General features: G+C 37.9%; 9 protein-coding genes. 8 read left to right on the top strand and 1 reads right to left on the bottom strand.

Going from position 1 to position 16,586, the window contains the following annotated elements:
- Positions 1–43: 43 nt before the first annotated feature.
- From H7U22_RS20000 to H7U22_RS19975, 6 genes are all read left to right on the top strand, one after another.
- Positions 44–1,039, top strand: coding sequence for a FecR family protein (locus H7U22_RS20000; protein ID WP_187073114.1), 996 nt, complete (start codon positions 44–46; stop codon positions 1,037–1,039).
- Between the two features lie 117 nt (positions 1,040–1,156).
- Complete coding sequence (locus tag H7U22_RS19995) at positions 1,157–4,366, top strand: TonB-dependent receptor (RefSeq protein ID WP_187073113.1); 3,210 nt, start codon at positions 1,157–1,159, stop codon at positions 4,364–4,366.
- Position 4,367: 1 nt separating this feature from the next.
- The gene (locus tag H7U22_RS19990) at positions 4,368–6,881 is read left to right on the top strand and encodes a phosphocholine-specific phospholipase C (RefSeq protein WP_248284816.1); all 2,514 of its coding nucleotides are present in this window, start codon (positions 4,368–4,370) and stop codon (positions 6,879–6,881) included.
- 18 nt (positions 6,882–6,899) lie between these two features.
- A complete protein-coding gene (locus tag H7U22_RS19985; RefSeq protein ID WP_187073112.1) occupies positions 6,900–10,178 on the top strand; it encodes a TonB-dependent receptor in 3,279 nt (1,092 codons plus the stop codon).
- A 378-nt stretch (positions 10,179–10,556) separates the two neighbouring features.
- Complete coding sequence (locus H7U22_RS19980) at positions 10,557–11,408, top strand: metallophosphoesterase family protein (RefSeq protein WP_187073111.1); 852 nt, start codon at positions 10,557–10,559, stop codon at positions 11,406–11,408.
- 102 nt (positions 11,409–11,510) lie between these two features.
- Positions 11,511–12,776, top strand: a complete 1,266-nt coding sequence (locus H7U22_RS19975) for an IS4 family transposase (RefSeq protein WP_187073153.1) — start codon at positions 11,511–11,513, stop codon at positions 12,774–12,776.
- A gap of 1,646 nt (positions 12,777–14,422) precedes the next feature.
- Here H7U22_RS19975 and H7U22_RS19970 read toward each other — a convergent pair.
- A complete protein-coding gene (locus H7U22_RS19970) occupies positions 14,423–15,340 on the bottom strand; it encodes a S41 family peptidase (protein ID WP_187073110.1) in 918 nt (305 codons plus the stop codon).
- A 369-nt stretch (positions 15,341–15,709) separates the two neighbouring features.
- Here H7U22_RS19970 and H7U22_RS19965 point away from each other — a divergent pair, with 369 nt between their 5' ends.
- The gene (locus H7U22_RS19965; RefSeq protein WP_187073109.1) at positions 15,710–16,150 is read left to right on the top strand and encodes a LexA family protein; all 441 of its coding nucleotides are present in this window, start codon (positions 15,710–15,712) and stop codon (positions 16,148–16,150) included.
- The gene (locus tag H7U22_RS23505) at positions 16,128–16,577 is read left to right on the top strand and encodes a Y-family DNA polymerase (RefSeq protein ID WP_187073108.1); all 450 of its coding nucleotides are present in this window, start codon (positions 16,128–16,130) and stop codon (positions 16,575–16,577) included. The genes H7U22_RS19965 and H7U22_RS23505 overlap by 23 nt, the downstream gene beginning before the upstream one ends.
- Positions 16,578–16,586 lie beyond the last annotated feature (9 nt).

The following is a 16,586-nucleotide window of genomic DNA, read 5'->3' as shown; positions in this document are numbered from 1 at the left end:
TTTCTTAAAGTACTTTATCTTCACCTGTGCGCTTTAAGGGTGCATGAAATTAAATGTACAAAAATTTCTTTCGGATAAGTTAAGTAAATTCCAGCATCAACAACTTGGGGAAGAGCAGACCAGGCTGATCAACGACTGGTTTGATGAAAAAGAAGCTGCTGAAGACAAACCCCAGGTTTTATTGAGTGAGCCTTCCAAATCTGAACTGAGAAATCAGCTCTTTAGCGAAATAGTCAAGGTTATTGGGAAAGAAAATGCCAGGCATTGGTATCAATATGGATGGCTCAAGATTGCTGCACTTTTATTTGCAATCAGCACGATATCTCTTATTTTATTCATCCGAAAGGATTCTTTAAATCCTAATCAGGTAGCTTACCAAATTTACCAGACCCATAACGGCGAGGTCAAAAAAATTAGTCTGCCTGATGGATCTTTTGTATGGATGAATGCGGCAACACTTATTAAAGTTCCACAGAGATTTATATCACTCAAAATCCGAGAAATTAATTTAGAACACGGAGAGGCTTTCTTTCAGGTTAAGCGAAATACCCTTAAACCTTTTCAGATTAAGACAGGAAAATTCCTGACTACCGTTCTAGGCACATCATTCAATATCCGAAGCTATCCTGGTGAGAAAAACTATCAGGTAGCTGTAAGTACAGGAAAGGTAAAGGTAGAGAAAACAGAGGCAGACAGCGACAGGATGCTTAGCTCCGGCCTTGTAAAGGGAGAAATTCTTGAATTTAATGAACAGATAAATCAGAAGGTTATTAAAAGGGGAAATACAGATAATTTAATGGCATGGACCACTGGCAAATATCTCTATCTGGAGGACATGGATCTTCTCCAGATTGGGAAAGCACTTGAGAGACGCTATGGATTTCGGGTTGAAGTCCGCACAGGTAGGGAAGAAAAAAATAAATATACGATCGCTTTTGGTCAGGTGGGTATAGCAGGAGCGGCACAGCAATTAGCCCTGGAAACGGGCATAAATTACCAGTTAACAAATCAATTACTTATCATAAAAACAGGCAAATGAACTGACAAAAAAAAATAAAACCGGATTTCTACTGGCATAGAAACCCGGTCTGGAAAGCCCTGAAGCAGTGCAATCCATTATTAATCAATTTCGAAAAATCAATTAAAGCAATTAAATATGCAACATTATTACCAGTTTTTTAAAAAAAAGCGAATAAATCTTTCGCTTTTAACTATACTAAATGTATTTACTCTTCTTTTACTCACGAGTGTGAGTTTCCAAACATTCGCCCAATCAACCGACGCATCCATATCGGGAAAGGTTGTTGATGAGAAAGGAACTGCCATTCCCGGAGCATCAGTAGTGGTTCGTAATGAGTCTACTGGATTTAGAGCAGTAGTTTCTACCAACAAAGATGGACTATATAACCTTATTCAGTTGCCTCTTGGCAAGCCCTATACCGTAACGGTAACTTATGTTGGGTATCCAAAACAGATTAAATCGGATCTTTCATTGAACCAGGGAGATAATATCGTGGCTAACTTCCGTATGCAGGAATCGAATGCCCAATTGGACGATGTCGTAGTAAATGCAAATTCACTAACTAAGCGTATTGATAGACTGGGTTCTAGTACTGCGATAACCGCCCAAAGTATTCAGCAGTTACCTACGCAGAACAGGAATTTTAACAACCTTTCGGCTTTGGCTCCAACCACCAACGGAACCAATATAAGCGGTCAGCGTGCCTCTTCTACCAATTATGTAATTGATGGGGCGAGTGCCAGAAATAACCTAACTTCAGGTGCTATTGGCAGCGGTCCTTATTCATTATCACTCGAAGCTATCCGTGAATTTGAGGTTGCAACGAATGTATATGATGTTAGCCGGGGCAGAGAGGGTGGAGGTACAGTGAGTGCGGTAACCAAATCCGGAACAAATACCCTAACCGGTTCGGTGTTTGATTATTATAGGTCTGATTTTCTGGCCAGTCCATACGATATCCGTGGAAATAAACGCACACAAAAGTTTACCACAAACCAGTATGGTTTTAGTTTGGGCGGAGCCATTATCAAAGATAAACTGCACTTCTTCACAGCCCTTGACCGTCAGGATGAAACGATGCCTTTCTTCATTGCAGACATTCAAAGTAAAGATGATGAGGTTTCGCTTGGCATAAGCAAAGGTGCTCTGGATAGTGTTGTAAATATCGGACGGGCTAAATATGGATTAGGAAGCGGACCACAGACAGGTGAATTCAAACGTAAAACGCTTGCCAATACCTTCTTTGCCCGGATAGACTGGCAGATTAATGATAAGCACCGGTTAACCATCCGTAACAATTACAGCGATTGGTTAAATCCGATAAGTAATAGCGATAACTCAAACATTAACCTTTTTGAGGTTTGGGGCGATTTTAAATCAAGGGAAAATACGACTCTTGTTGCCTTACGTTCACAGTTTAGTCCAACTTTTCTTAACGAATTTAAACTTCAGTACCAATCTGCCACCCGTAACTATGTACCCAATAGCGAATTGCCCGCAGCTAATATCCCCAGGGCAATTGTAACGGTAAGATCGACCTTACCAAACGGAACTTTGGGAAGCAGAACCGTGCAACTGGGTGGGCAACGCTTCTATCCTGAAAATAATCTGGAAAACCAGTTGCAATTAATTAACACCTCTTACCTGACAATAGATAAATATAAGTTCACTTTCGGTACTGATAATACCTTAACTTATATGGATACGTACATATCAAGCGAACAGAATGGTAGATTTATCTTTAACAGCTTAACGGATTTTAACAACCTGAATGCTTCGAGATATGCAAGGGAAGCACCAATCAATGGTACACCTTCTGTGCAGCAGTATATTCTAAATGCATCTCTATTTGGACAGGTAGAGTTTGACCTAAGTAAAAACATCAATGCAATGTTTGGTTTGCGTTATGATGTAACCAGTTTTTTAACGCAGGCAGATTATAATCCGGTTGTTGAACGTACCTTAGGTCTTAGAACAGATGGCAAAATTACCGATGCAGGTAAAATTCAACCGCGTCTTCAATTAACCTGGGATATAAACGGAGAGAAAAAAGATATCATACGCTTAGGTGGAGGGCTTTTCTCTGCTTATCCGGTTAACTATGCGCAGGTTAATAACATACAGAACAGTGGGACTAAAGTTGCTTCAATAGATGTTTCCAGACCAGCATCAGGTACGAGTCTGGTTCCGGTACCTGATTTTCCGGCTTATCGCAGAGACCCGTCTTCTGCACCGGGCATCATATCTGGCGTTCCTTATGTCTCAACAATCAACTTAAATGATCCTAACCTCAAAATGCCTTCAATTTTTAAAGGGAATTTGAGTTACAACAAAATTATTGGTGACCGTTTAAGATTAGGCATAAACTTATTGTATTCATACACCAAAAACAATTACGTTTATTTAGATAGAAATCTTGTTGATAAACCATACTTCACCTTAGCCAATGAGGAGAATCGTGGTGTTTTCGTTCCTGCTGCCTCAATCACTGCATCAGGTATTACAAATAATGTTCTTGGTAGAAAAACCAATGAAGTAGGCCGCGTACTAATGTTGACCAATGGAGCGGAACTAAAGCAGAAAGCTTTGATTCTTGATGCAAGTTTCCGTTACCTTAAAGACGGTTACATGAACGTGAGTTATACTTTAAATGATGCTAAGGATAACTCTTCTTACAATGGAAACGTAGCCAATACATCAACCTTCAGACCTGTGAAATCGGATCCAAGGGATTTAACAGCTGCGTATTATTCAGATAACCAGTATCGTACCAAGCTTGTAGTTTATGGCACTACACCAACATGGAAAGGTTTCTCTTTGGGTGCAACCTTTAGGGGAATTGGTGGCACCCGTTATTCAATGACGGTAGATGCCGACCTAAATGGTGACTTTGTTGGAGGTCCTGGCGATGATAATGACCTTGCATTCGTATTCGACCCTAATAGCCCTACGACAAGTGCTGCAAATAAAGCCTCGATGGAGAAAGTTTTGGCAAACCCAGATAATAGAGCTAAAGAATACATTCTTAAAAGTTTGGGCAAAATTGCTGATCGTAACGGAGGAATAAATCCATTTGCAGGAACCTTTGATATCAGACTGCAAAAAGATATTAAAACCTATAAAAATCAGAAGCTAACCTTGAGTTTTGATGCCTTCAATTTTGCCAACTTACTCAATAAGAAGTGGGGAGTAAACTATAATCTAGGTAATCAAACATTGCTTTTAGTAACAAGGTTTGACCAGGCAAAACAACAATATGAATACCGTGTAAATGAGAATGTGGGGGTAACCCAGGCAGCTGGTACCCCATACCAAATACAACTTGGCGCAAGATATTCCTTTTAAAATGAAAAAAAATATAATGGATAACCGTAGAGATTTTATAAAAAAGGCAGCGCTCCTATCAGGAGCTGCTGCCTTAACCGGTATATTGCCCCCGGCAATACAAAAGGCACTTGCTATAGACCCAGCTTTGGGCAGTACCTTTTATGATGCAGAACATATCGTTTTTCTAATGCAGGAAAACCGATCTTTTGATCATGCTTTTGGTATGATGCAAGGTGTGAGAGGTTTTAATGATCCAAGAGCAATAACCCTTGCAAATAAAAATAAGGTCTGGTTACAGTCAAATAAGGATGGTGAAACCTATGCGCCATGGCACCTGAACATTAAAGAGACTAAAATTGCATGGATGGGTTCTACTCCGCACAACTGGACCGATCAGAGCGATGCAAGAAATGGTGGTAAATACGACAAATGGCTTGATGTAAAAAAGCCATATAAGGCCACTTATGCCCATATGCCTTTAACGATAGGTTACTGTAAGCGGGAAGATTTCCCCTTCTACTATTCCCTGGCAGATGCATTTACGGTTTGTGACCAGAATTTTTGCTCCGTTATTGCAGGAACACATCCTAACCGTTTTTACTGGATGAGTGGAACGGTAAGGGAAAGTAACAAACCTGAAGGTGTAGCGCATTTATGGAACAATAACAACTATGATAAGCCAACACTAAATTGGAAAACTTATCCGGAGCGTTTAGAGGAACATGGTGTTTCTTGGAAAATTTATCAGAACGAACTCACTATGGGCTTCGGTTTAAATGGTGAAGAAAGCTCGTGGCTGAGTAATTTTGGTACAAACGTTATGGAATATTTTGAGCAGTACAACGTTCGTTTACATCCTGGTGCGATAGATAATCTGAGGGAAAAGAAGGAAATGTTATTAAAGCAGATTGCAGATTCTGCTAAACAAGAACTAACTGAACAGGAACGTACAAAAGTAGAAGCGATAAAGAAGCTGCTAGTGAAAACTGAAGAGGAAATGAAGCTTTACACCATGGAAAACCATGCAGCTTTATCCAATCAGGCGAAAAACCTTAATGCAAAAGCATTCGGCATAAATTCAAATGATCCTGATTTTCATAAGCTAAGTGCTTTACAATATGATGAAAATGGGGTAGAGCGGGAGCTTAATATTCCTAAAGGAGATATTCTTCATCAGTTTCGCAGTGATGTAGATGCAGGTACGCTACCCACAGTTTCCTGGCTGATGACCCCGGCCAATTTTTCTGATCATCCCGGAGTACCCTGGTTTGGTTCATGGTTTGTGAGTGAAGTAATGGATATACTTACTAAAAATCCCGAACAGTGGAAAAAGACAATATTCATCATGACTTATGACGAAAACGATGGATATTTTGACCATGTTCCGCCTTTTGTTCCACCACACCCTTTTAGGGAAAATGCCGGAAAAGTTTCAGATGGGATAGATACCTTAATGGACTACGCTGCTAAAGATCAACAGACCAATCCATCTACAAAAGATAGTAATATACGTGAAAGCCAGATTGGCCTTGGATATCGTGTTCCGATGGTTATAGTTTCACCATGGACACGTGGCGGTTATGTATGTTCAGAAGTATTTGACCATACCTCTTCTTTACAGTTTTTGGAGAATTTCATAGAAAAAAAATACAATAAAAAGGTTGTAGAGGAAAATATCAGCCCCTGGAGACGAACGATTTGCGGAGATTTAACCTCTGTATTCAGACCATATAACGGAGAAAAGATTAAACAACCTGCATTAATGGAGAAAAAGCCATTTATGCAGACAATTTATTCTGCTAAGTTTAAGGAACTCCCTGATAACTATAGGAAATTAAGTCAGAAAGAAATTAACGACATCAATACCGATCACCGTACTTCGCCGTATTTTCCCCAACAGGAAAAAGGAATCAGGGCAGCCTGTGCCTTGCCCTATGAACTTTATGTCAATGGCATGTTAAAGGGCGATAAATTTGAACTTCAACTCGGTGCTGCTAATACTACTTTTGGTAAAAAAGCTGCTGGTTCGGCTTTTACCGTATATGGAGAAAACCCATTTAAAGGAGAAGCTTTAAAAGTTTGGGATTACACTGTAAAAGCTGGAGATGAGCTGAGGGATGAATTTACACTTGCAGACTTTTCCGGCGGTCGTTATCATTTGAAAGTTCATGGTCCCAATGGATTTTTTAGGGAGTTTGTCGGCGATAGACAGAATCCTGAATTAACCGTATTATGTTCCTATGAGCAGAAAGCTGGTAACATGACGGGTAACCTTATACTAACAATGAACAATACAGGCATAAAGACAATCGAGGTATTGGTTAAGGATTTAGCCTATAAATCCGGAAACAAGGTGATTAAGATTGCTGGCCAAACCAAATTGACTCAATTAATTGATTTGACCAAGAGTTATAACTGGTATGATTTGAGTGTTAGTGTTAAAGCGAAAGATCAATATATTGAACGCTTTGCAGGGCGGGTTGAAACCGGCAGTATTGGTAAAACAGATCCCTTAATGGGCGGAATGGTGTAGCTGTTCATGTTTTAACAAATGAGGCTACTGTTATTCTTTTTGGTATTTCTTTCTATTGGTTGCCTTGCGCAGACCACAAGGACAATTTTGTCTGGAAGGCTTAAAGATGAATCTGGTAGTGCGGTTATAGGTGTATCTATAACCCTCACGCATGTGCCTACCAATACCGTTTACGGATGTGCAAGTAATATAGCAGGTGGCTACCTGATGGCTGACATCAGATCAGGTGGCCCTTACCTGCTAGAAATCAAATCGGTTGGCTTCAAGCCCTATCGTTTAGCTGATTTTTTTCTGAAAATCGATGAAGACAGGGTAATTGACATTATCCTGAAGGAAGAGGTTACGGTATTAAATGACCTATTGGTTGCAATTCCCAGAAAGAGTAATGTACTTAAAGCGATATCTACAACTGGCTTATTAAATATTGCAAAGGATCAAATAAGCATGTTGCCAACGATAAAAAGAGGTATTGCTGATTTTACACGGCTTAGCCCTTTAAGCTTTGGAGCAGCTATTGCCGGTGGTAATTACCGCCAGAACTTTCTCACAATAGATGGATCGGAATTCAACAATAATTTCGGTGTTGGAGATAATCTTCCTGGGAATGGTGCACAACCCATTGCCTTAGACGCAATCTCAGAGATATCGGTTAATCCTGCGCCTTACAGTTCTATCTGGGAATCAGGTTTTATTGGAGGGGCAATCAATATTGTAAGTCGTTCGGGTAGTAATCACACCGAGGCCTCTGCATATTCCTTTTTTCGTAATCAGAATACTCAAGGGTATTCAATAGGTTCACAAAAGTTAGATAAACATGCGTTCAATTACTCTTTGAATGGGTTTAGAATAGGCGGACCAATATTAAAAAATAAGCTTTTCTATTTTATAAGCTATGAACAGGAGCGAGAGGTTTATCAGCCTCAGGTATTTAAGGCCGCTACAGATTTACAGCCTTATGGCAGCCGTCCTAATATTGCTAGGCCTACATCGGCAGAACTGGATAACATAAGTGATTATCTATTTCGAACTTATGGTTATCAGGCAGGTTCATATCAGGATTATGATTTCATAAATAAAAACTATAAGTTTTTAATTCGTGCCGATTGGAATATTGCAAAAAATAATACGGTGAGTTTTCGCTATAATAAGCTTAATAGTAACAAGCCTGAACTACTCAATGGGTCGAGAAGCCCGCTTGTTCCTTTTGCTGCCAGTTCAGGGAGAAGGGGCATCAATGCCTTGCCATTTTCCAATACGAATTTTGAAACCCGATCTGATTTTTATTCCCTTTCAGTAGAGTGGGATAGCAGATTGTCAGCATCCCTTAGCAATATGCTGCGGACTTCTTACACTGGACAATTTGAAAAGCGTAATGCAAATAGTGAACCGTTTCCTTTTGTTGATATATTAAAAGATGGAATCCCATTTACCTCATTTGGTTACGAGCCCTTTTCTTATAACAATAAAAGAAAAGTAGATCTGTTTTCGATAACAGATATTGTTCATTGGAAACCAGGAAAAAATAGCTGGGAATTTGGTTTTCAGACTGATTATATCAATACAGAAAATAGTTACATGCCCTTTGGCTCTGGTTACTATACTTTTTCTTCCTGGGATGATTTTGTATCATCAAAGAAACCCATAGACTACGCAATCACTTATCCAACTGAAAAATCCGAACCTTTACCCGCTTATAGTTTTAACTATCTGAACATTGCGCTTTTCATGCAACATGCTGTAGTGCTCGGTTCCAAAGCATCACTTACTGCCGGACTAAGAGGTGACCTATCCGTTTTTCCGAAATCAATTCCCGAAAATTTAGCAATTTCTAAACTTGTTTTCAATGGTGGCAAACAAATAAGCACCTCAAAATTACCCACATCTGCATTGCTATTAGCGCCCAGATTGTCCTTTAAATATGATTTTTTTGATAATCACTCACTATCGCTGAGAATCGGCAGCGGAATATTTACTGGTCGTATCCCTTTTGTATGGGTAATTAGTCAGGCCAGGTATTCTGGAGTAAAACAGATAAGCCAGACATGGCAAGGACAAACAAATACACCCTTTGCTTTTAATCCCGCATATGGAGATCAGATTAATATTAATACAAAAGATGTTTTGCCATCGGTAGTTAGCGTACTTTCGGATGATTTTAAAATGCCTCAAAGCTGGAAGTCAGGTATCGGTTTTGATACGCAATTACCTGGCGGGTTTAAAGCAACGTTGGAAACGTTTTACAATCGGGACATTAGAAGTATTCTTTTCCAGGACTTAAATCTTGTTCAGCCTGCACATCTAAACCTATCAGGTTATCCTGATCAAAGGCTTGTATATCCTCAAAAAAACACAGATAAATTTATTAACCCACTCAATGCTTCAGGGCTGCCCGATAGTAAAGGAAATAGTGCACTTAATGTGGTCTCAATTTCAAATGCATCCGGAGGATATTATTTTTCGGCATTAGCAGCAGTTAGTAAGAAATTTAGAAATGAGCTAAGTTTGTCGTTTTTTTACGTAAAAGCTTTTGCTAAAAGTTATAATGATGGTGATGGCGACCAAACACTTTCAGCCCTTAATGCTACTCCTTCAGTTAACGGAATAAATAGCCCAGAACTTAGTTATGCTGGTTATGTGGTTCCCGATAGAATTGTTTTTACCCTTACTTATCCTTTAAAACTCACAAAAAGAGTTGGGCTTAATTTAGGCATAGTTTACCAGGGAAGTTCAGAAGGGAGATTTTCTTATACTTATGGAAGGGATTTAGTTGGAGACGGAACTAATCGGTCTTTGATATATGTACCTAAAGATGCAACAGAAATAAGTTTTGAGCCTTTAACACTTACTCAAAACGGTAGAATAACTACCTACAGCGCTGAACAACAAAGCGGTCTGTTTTTTGCATACATTAATCAGGATAAATATCTTCGAACTAGGAAAGGAAATTATGCAGAAAGAAATGGTGCACTTTTCCCATGGAGACATCAGCTGGACCTGAGAGTTGCCACTCAGGTTAAAGTCGGTACTAATAATACCAGTCACAGCATTGAAATTGGAGTTGATATCATTAATGCAGGAAATCTGCTAAACCACAATTGGGGTTTAAGGAAATTGGTAAATAGCTCTGCTATTTTAGTTCCTGTTAATCTTGATAAAGTCTCTTCCGGTGGAGATGTAAAACCAAAATTTAATATAAGCAGTATTGGGGGAGCGCCAGTTTCCCAAACTTTCAGGAATGATATTAGCCTCAATTCGACTTATAGTTTGCAAATAGGTATTCGGTATTTTTTTGAATAGTTTAATACTTGCTATTTTTTAATGCAAAGCCAGTTAAAATATCTGATGTTCCTTACACCGGACCCTTTTATCAATATCAAAGGGTGACTGGGGTAATTAAATCCAATAAAATCATGACTATAATAGGTTCATTTTGTTTGGTAACATCTAAAAGAGCGATTGATGATAGCTCGTTGATAATCAAAAACAGTACAGTCTGGTAAGATAAATAGGTTGATTGAGTATTGATTTATGGTCCCGGACAAACGTTTCATTTTTCTGCTATTCAGAGAAACGAAATGCTAGTAATTTTGCAGCAATAATTATAATGCTATTTTTTAAGGATTTAATATTAAGAAAATATTACCCGCTTAGCTTTGCCTGAAGAATTAGAACAGAATGGAAAGACGATTAGCATTAAAAAATTTAGGCGGACTTTTACTCCTCCCATCATTGGGTATTGAGGAAACATCACCTTCAAAAAAGCCCGTACTCAGGATTGCGCACATTACAGATGTACACCTTAAAAATGAGTTTGGAGCACCCGGCAAATTCATTAAATGCCTGCACCATCTTCAGTCTCAGTCGCAAAAGGTAGATCTCATCCTTAATGGGGGAGACGTGGTATTTGATATGAATAAAGAAAATATCAAAACCATTAATAGTCAATGGCGTTTGGTTAACGATACTATGAAGAATGAATCCGATATTCCAATTCGTTATTGCCTGGGAAACCATGATATTTGGTGGGCGGAAGATAGTCAAAGAGACGTTTTTTATGGAAAGAAGTATTCAATGGATCAGTTGGGTCTGGCCAAACCATACTATAGCTTTGTACAGGCAGGATGGAAGTTTTTAATTTTGGACAGCGTTCATCTGGATATTGATAAGGGTTGGTATATCGGAAAACTAGGTGATGCACAGTTTGAATGGTTGGAACGGGAACTGGCATCTACGCATGAAGATACACCTATATTAGCAATGTCTCACATTCCAATTCTTACTGCTTTGTTAATGATTGAAGATAATATTGTAAACAAATGGACAATGCTCGGCGGAGATATGCATACCGATACCGCTAAAATTATTAATCTTTTTTACAAATATCCTAATGTAAAACTCTGTTTGAGTGGTCATTTACACATGCGGGATAAGGTGGTTTACAATAAAATCCCTTATCTCTGCAATGGTGCAGTTTCTGGGGCATGGTGGGAAGGGCAGCCGAGGGAGACGCCAATGCTATTAACTTAGTGGATTAAGTATTTGTAAATCAAATTATTATGACTATATTTAAGTATTAAAACAGCAATATTAAGATGAGTATAATTTCTAGAAACCAAATAGGGGAGCAACATAAAGTGGCTCCTAAAAAAAACATTTGATTTCATTCAGGATCCAAATAGTTTTTCTCAATATCTTAAAGAGCCGATCTTTTTTACGCGTAAGCGATGTTTAAGCTTTCCAGTAGTTGCCTCTACCATATTAAATTTGTTTAAAGAATCGGTAGAGTATAATATTTCCACAATTTTGCCTGATTTATCATCAAAAGTGGTAACAGGTGCAGCTTTTTCCAAGGCTCGATATAAAATATCCCTTTCCTTTTTTAAAGATCTGAACAAAATAGTGTCGGATTATCACAAACAGCATCCCTCACAACTTTGGAGAGGGTATCAATTAATCGCAGGTGATGGATCTACTGTTGGGCTGCCACCCTCCAGTCAGATGAAAGATTTTTTTGGAATCTATTCGGAAAAAGGTGGTAGTATTAAGAGTTGCATGGCACAGATCTTTATGTTCTATGATGTTTTTAGTGGGGCAATTCTATCAAAAAGAATATCGAAGATGGAGCATACCGAAAAAACACTTTTTAATTCATGCCTTGGAGAACTGCCTTCCAGTAAATCCATAGTTATTTTAGACCGGGGATTCGGATATTTTCACATTTTTAAAAAACTCTGCATTTTAAACCAGGATTTCTGTATCCGGATAAGCAGTGCTCAGTCCTGTTTCGCAAAACGGATAATTCAGGAAATTTCAAATGACCTTATAACTGAGTGGGATCCCAGTCTAAAAGAAATAGGCTCCTGCATAAAGTATGGACTAGATACTAAAAAAATTATGGCCAGGGTTACCAAAATCGAATTAAGAACGGGAGAGATCGAAGTACTTGTATCTTCCTTATCGGATATCAAGGATGTTTGCCAAGTGAACATCAAAGCCCTTTATGGGCTAAGATGGCCAGTAGAAGAAGGCTTTAAAAAACTAAAACCAAAGATGAAACTAGAGCAGTTTGGCTCTAGAAAACCTGATGGCATATTCCAGGAATTTGAAGCACATATTTTTATGATAAATCTGATTGCTCTATTTGGCATACAGGCACAGCAGGAAATAGACAAGGACAAAAAAACAAGATTGAAATACAAATACAATTGGCAAAATGCTTTCAGGTTTGTTAGAAAAGTAATTATTCAAATACTAAATACAGTGAACCCCGAAGATATAATTCAACCTCTGATTAAACTAATAGCATCTTCTAAAATCCCAATAAAACCAGATAGAAGCTTTGCCAGAATAACATTTAAAAAAAGAAAAAACAGACTGCAGCAGACATATAAATAGCTTAAGTTAATAGCATTGAGGGAGACGCCTCCAGGATACGGTATTGTTGATTTATATTCAGATGGAAGCTTTGAGGAAAGCTACCTTACTTATTGATTCTAAAAAAAACATTTCATGTAGAAAGCCCCAGATATCCATCGAGGGCTTTCCTGTATTAACTAACCTAATTAAATACTAATCAAATATTTATAGCACAAATTTAAGTGAATATGGTTGTCAAAATGTTAATTTAGCATTAATTATTTCCCCTTAAAACTACGTCCTCCTGAATTAATCACTTATAATTTTTGAGACATCGAAAATCCAATCTACCCCAAATTCATAATAGCAGGCTAGTTAAATGATTTAATGCAAATCGGAAAAACCATTGCCAAGTGACCCCTTCTCGCCAAAAATATTGATTTCATAACACCTTACTATTTAACATACAAATAATCTAAAATTGGTGCAACGGGGTCAATCGATTGTGGTTTATCCAGATAGGCACGAGTCATCATTAATTAAACTTTATAGAAATAGAGCATTTGATGAGCTTAAGAACATAAGAGCGAGTTGGGCTTTCGGTGATGACTCAGGTAAGCTCTGGAATAGACGCCAATTACTTAGCTGTGGAGCATATGCAATAATCAAAGTCGACACTGCGGAACTTATCAGCAATTCTTCGTTTTATGAAGTTGAGGTAAATCAGTTGTTTACAAATGACTTAACTAATAATTACAGGGTGGCTCGCATCTTGTACAGTTGGGAAAATAGTATACACTTGGATCCTCCAACATTAAGCTTAAGAGATGATCCTCGAGGAAAGTTGACATTTTTAGATGGGAGACATCGTACGAAAGTTTCTTATTTACTAGGTTTTACGAAGATTCCTCTCTCTGTGGAGCTAATAGATATTGAGGCAGTCCGTACCATCATTACCCTTAATGAATATTGATGCATTTCTTTAGTGCCAAATGGATGGTAAGAGGAAATATTTAAGATACTTTACTGCACCGACCCTCTCTCAAATTCGAAGGTTAGTCGCTTCTTTATATGCAACAGCAGTTTATTTCTTTTTATTGATGTTAAGCCTTAACGTAACCGGAAAATTAAACTCTTATATGAAGATTGATTTGCAAGCCATACCACTAGCTTATAGTATTGCCAGATGTCAGGATGCTTAAGGAAATGGTGGTAGGGACGAACAGTGGGGGCATTGTATCTGGATATGATCTCTATAGGTGATTTTATTGAGAATGGTGAAAAGAGCGGTGTTGTGTTCAGGGTTTTCATCAACAAATATAGAATGTTTGCCAGTTATATATGGACGAACCAAAATGTTTGATCCCATCTCGCCAACTTAGTGATTACTTCAATTATCTAGGAATTAATAAGATATAGGTTTGGTGTTTTTGGTGAGATGGGGTCAATGGGATCCGGTTTATCCATTGACTATACAAACCCTGCCACTAATTTTTAACCTAAAAATGGTCATTGTTCATTATCAAAAACTCATCATCAAAAACCTAAAATTGATTTTGATTAATGAAATGGGTTTATGATAATTATGAAAACATCAAATAGGTTTTTATGCCGTTGGGTTCTCTTTTAGATTTGCCAATTTAGATTATCATTAAACGAGGGAATTTTGATATATAAAAAGAACTTTACTTATTCTTTCTTAACCAAGAGATAGCCTTTTTTACTTTTTCATCCTTTTTAAGGAATTCAAAATTATCACCATTTGAGACTAAGATATCTGGATTAATATTTTTAGGATAAACCTTGCCATTTCTATCAGAGGCATAATCAACAGCCAAATTGAGACCCGAGTATTCATTTAATTTAAATCCTAAATTAGTCGTAGTATAACCTCCAGTTGGCTCGCCAATTAGAATTGATTTATTCCTACCAATCGTAGTTATCGCTGTCATCTCTCCTGAACTTGCTGTATTACCACTAATTAAAATTGCGATAGGAGCGTCCTTTTTAATGGGATGTCCCTCATACTTTACAGGTGACACTTTCACTGAGTCTACATAAAAGGTTCCATTTTTTATTATCCAATCACCATCAGGCTGATGACTAGGGGTAATAAACCCGCCTACTCTGCCTTCGCCAAGAAATTCGGTTAAACCGGCAATCATTGGATACATATTTCCACCAGTATTAATTCTTAGATCAATGATCCATCCCTTGATATTCATGTCATTAATTTTGGCAATAGCAGTTTTGATCTCTCTGCTAATGCTATCCATACGTTGACCTCTAAAATCATTGTTTCCAGGGATCAAAATGTACCCAATTTTTTTTCCAATCTTTTCAGAACGAACAGATGAATACCTTTTAGTAGCTACCTTTATTGTGTTGTTGACTTTTGCTCCATCAGTTTTGTTCCAGCTGTACGTTTTGTTTTTATATTTCAAGCTGCCATGATGATCATCAATTTGCTCAAAAATATAAGGATATATGGCTAAAATGTCTTCATAACGCTTTGCTCCCGAAGCCTTGTCGTAAACGTTCTCCCGTAATATTTTCCAATTAACATTTTTACTATTTAATGCATTGGCCTCAATAATATTCATGCTTTTATCTAAGTAGGCCTTAACACTATCAACGATCACTGGCGAATGACTTTGCGCTCTTATAATGCATGGAAAAAAAATGAGTACTATTAGAAGGAATCTGTTCATATAATGAAGACGTTAGAGATATACAATGGGTTGCACAATAGAATAAATTGCCGAGCTGTCATTTGCAATTAACATCTTAAATTTAATGCCTTGAATCTAATAATAATTAGCAAAAACTTTTATCAAAAAACGGTCTATTTTTGATAAACATGATTTTGTTTATTTGTTTTCAAATGGAACATTCATGAAGTTTTTACTGTTGATAACTTGTTAATAAATTACTAATAATTTTAGTAATTTTGTTTCGGTAAGTTTTGAGATATGATTAGAGAATTAGAGATAGCAAAGAATGAAGTGCTGGAAACACTGGATAATCCAGGCAAGGTATCTGGTTTTATTTCACCAGCTGAGGATTATAAACAGCGCAGACTTCATATCGCCCAGCGCATCGTTACAGACCCGACCAATACTTTTTATTTTGAGGCTGATGATGAGATGCAATATTTCGGAATTATGAAAGGTAGCATTATTATCGTCGATAAGTCTGTTCAGGTGGCATCCGGAAGGTTAATCGTTTGCTGCGTAGATAATGAATGGCTCACCCGGAAACTCATCATACAGGGAAATAACACATTTCTATGTATCAATGATAGCATGGATGCCTGTATGAATATTACCAGGCGAAACATCACTGTTTTTGGTGCGGTTACCTGGACCTGTTTACCTCATTCGCTGCAGCATGTTCGCACTGTCCAATTGTAATAATTTTTACGCAAGTTGTCACCGCCTTTTTGAACCCAAATACAACGGCGTTCCGGTCGTCGTGCTCAGTAATAACGACGGATGCGTAATTGCAAGAAGCAACGAAGCAAAGGCCTGTGGCATTGCTATGGGTGCACCCTTTTTTAAAATCAGGGAGGAAATCAAAAAGCATAACGTAGAGGTATTTAGCAGCCATTATACGCTTTATGGAGATATCAGTGCCAGGGTAATGACCAATCTGGCCAGGTTTACACCTGATGTTGAAGTTTACAGCATAGATGAATGTTTTTTGGGCCTTTGGGCGTTCATTGTGTGCTTCCCCGAAATTGGTCCGATTAAAAATAGAAAAAAGACACTATTGAGCCCCTCCCCAAAAACTAGCCATTTAAAACTAGAGAATCGGGCGTTAAATTTAAGGTTTCAATGAACTCATTCG

It is taken from the genome of Pedobacter fastidiosus, assembly GCF_014306625.1.
In the GTDB taxonomy this organism is placed as follows: Bacteria; Bacteroidota; Bacteroidia; order Sphingobacteriales; family Sphingobacteriaceae; genus Pedobacter; species Pedobacter fastidiosus.
This window is presented reverse-complemented; position numbering and strand designations above follow the sequence as displayed.

Bases quoted from the DNA above. Each gene is read 5' to 3' on its own strand.
- H7U22_RS19965 (WP_187073109.1), top strand. From the start codon at position 15,710: ATGATTAGAGAATTAGAGATAGCAAAGAATGAAGTGCTGGAAACACTG.
- H7U22_RS20000 (WP_187073114.1), top strand. From the start codon at position 44: ATGAAATTAAATGTACAAAAATTTCTTTCGGATAAGTTAAGTAAATTC.
- H7U22_RS19970 (WP_187073110.1), bottom strand. From the start codon at position 15,340: ATGAATATTATTGAGGCCAATGCATTAAATAGTAAAAATGTTAATTGG.
- H7U22_RS19985 (WP_187073112.1), top strand. From the start codon at position 6,900: ATGAGGCTACTGTTATTCTTTTTGGTATTTCTTTCTATTGGTTGCCTT.
- H7U22_RS19980 (WP_187073111.1), top strand. From the start codon at position 10,557: ATGGAAAGACGATTAGCATTAAAAAATTTAGGCGGACTTTTACTCCTC.
- H7U22_RS23505 (WP_187073108.1), top strand. From the start codon at position 16,128: ATGTTCGCACTGTCCAATTGTAATAATTTTTACGCAAGTTGTCACCGC.
- H7U22_RS19990 (WP_248284816.1), top strand. From the start codon at position 4,368: ATGAAAAAAAATATAATGGATAACCGTAGAGATTTTATAAAAAAGGCA.
- H7U22_RS19995 (WP_187073113.1), top strand. From the start codon at position 1,157: ATGCAACATTATTACCAGTTTTTTAAAAAAAAGCGAATAAATCTTTCG.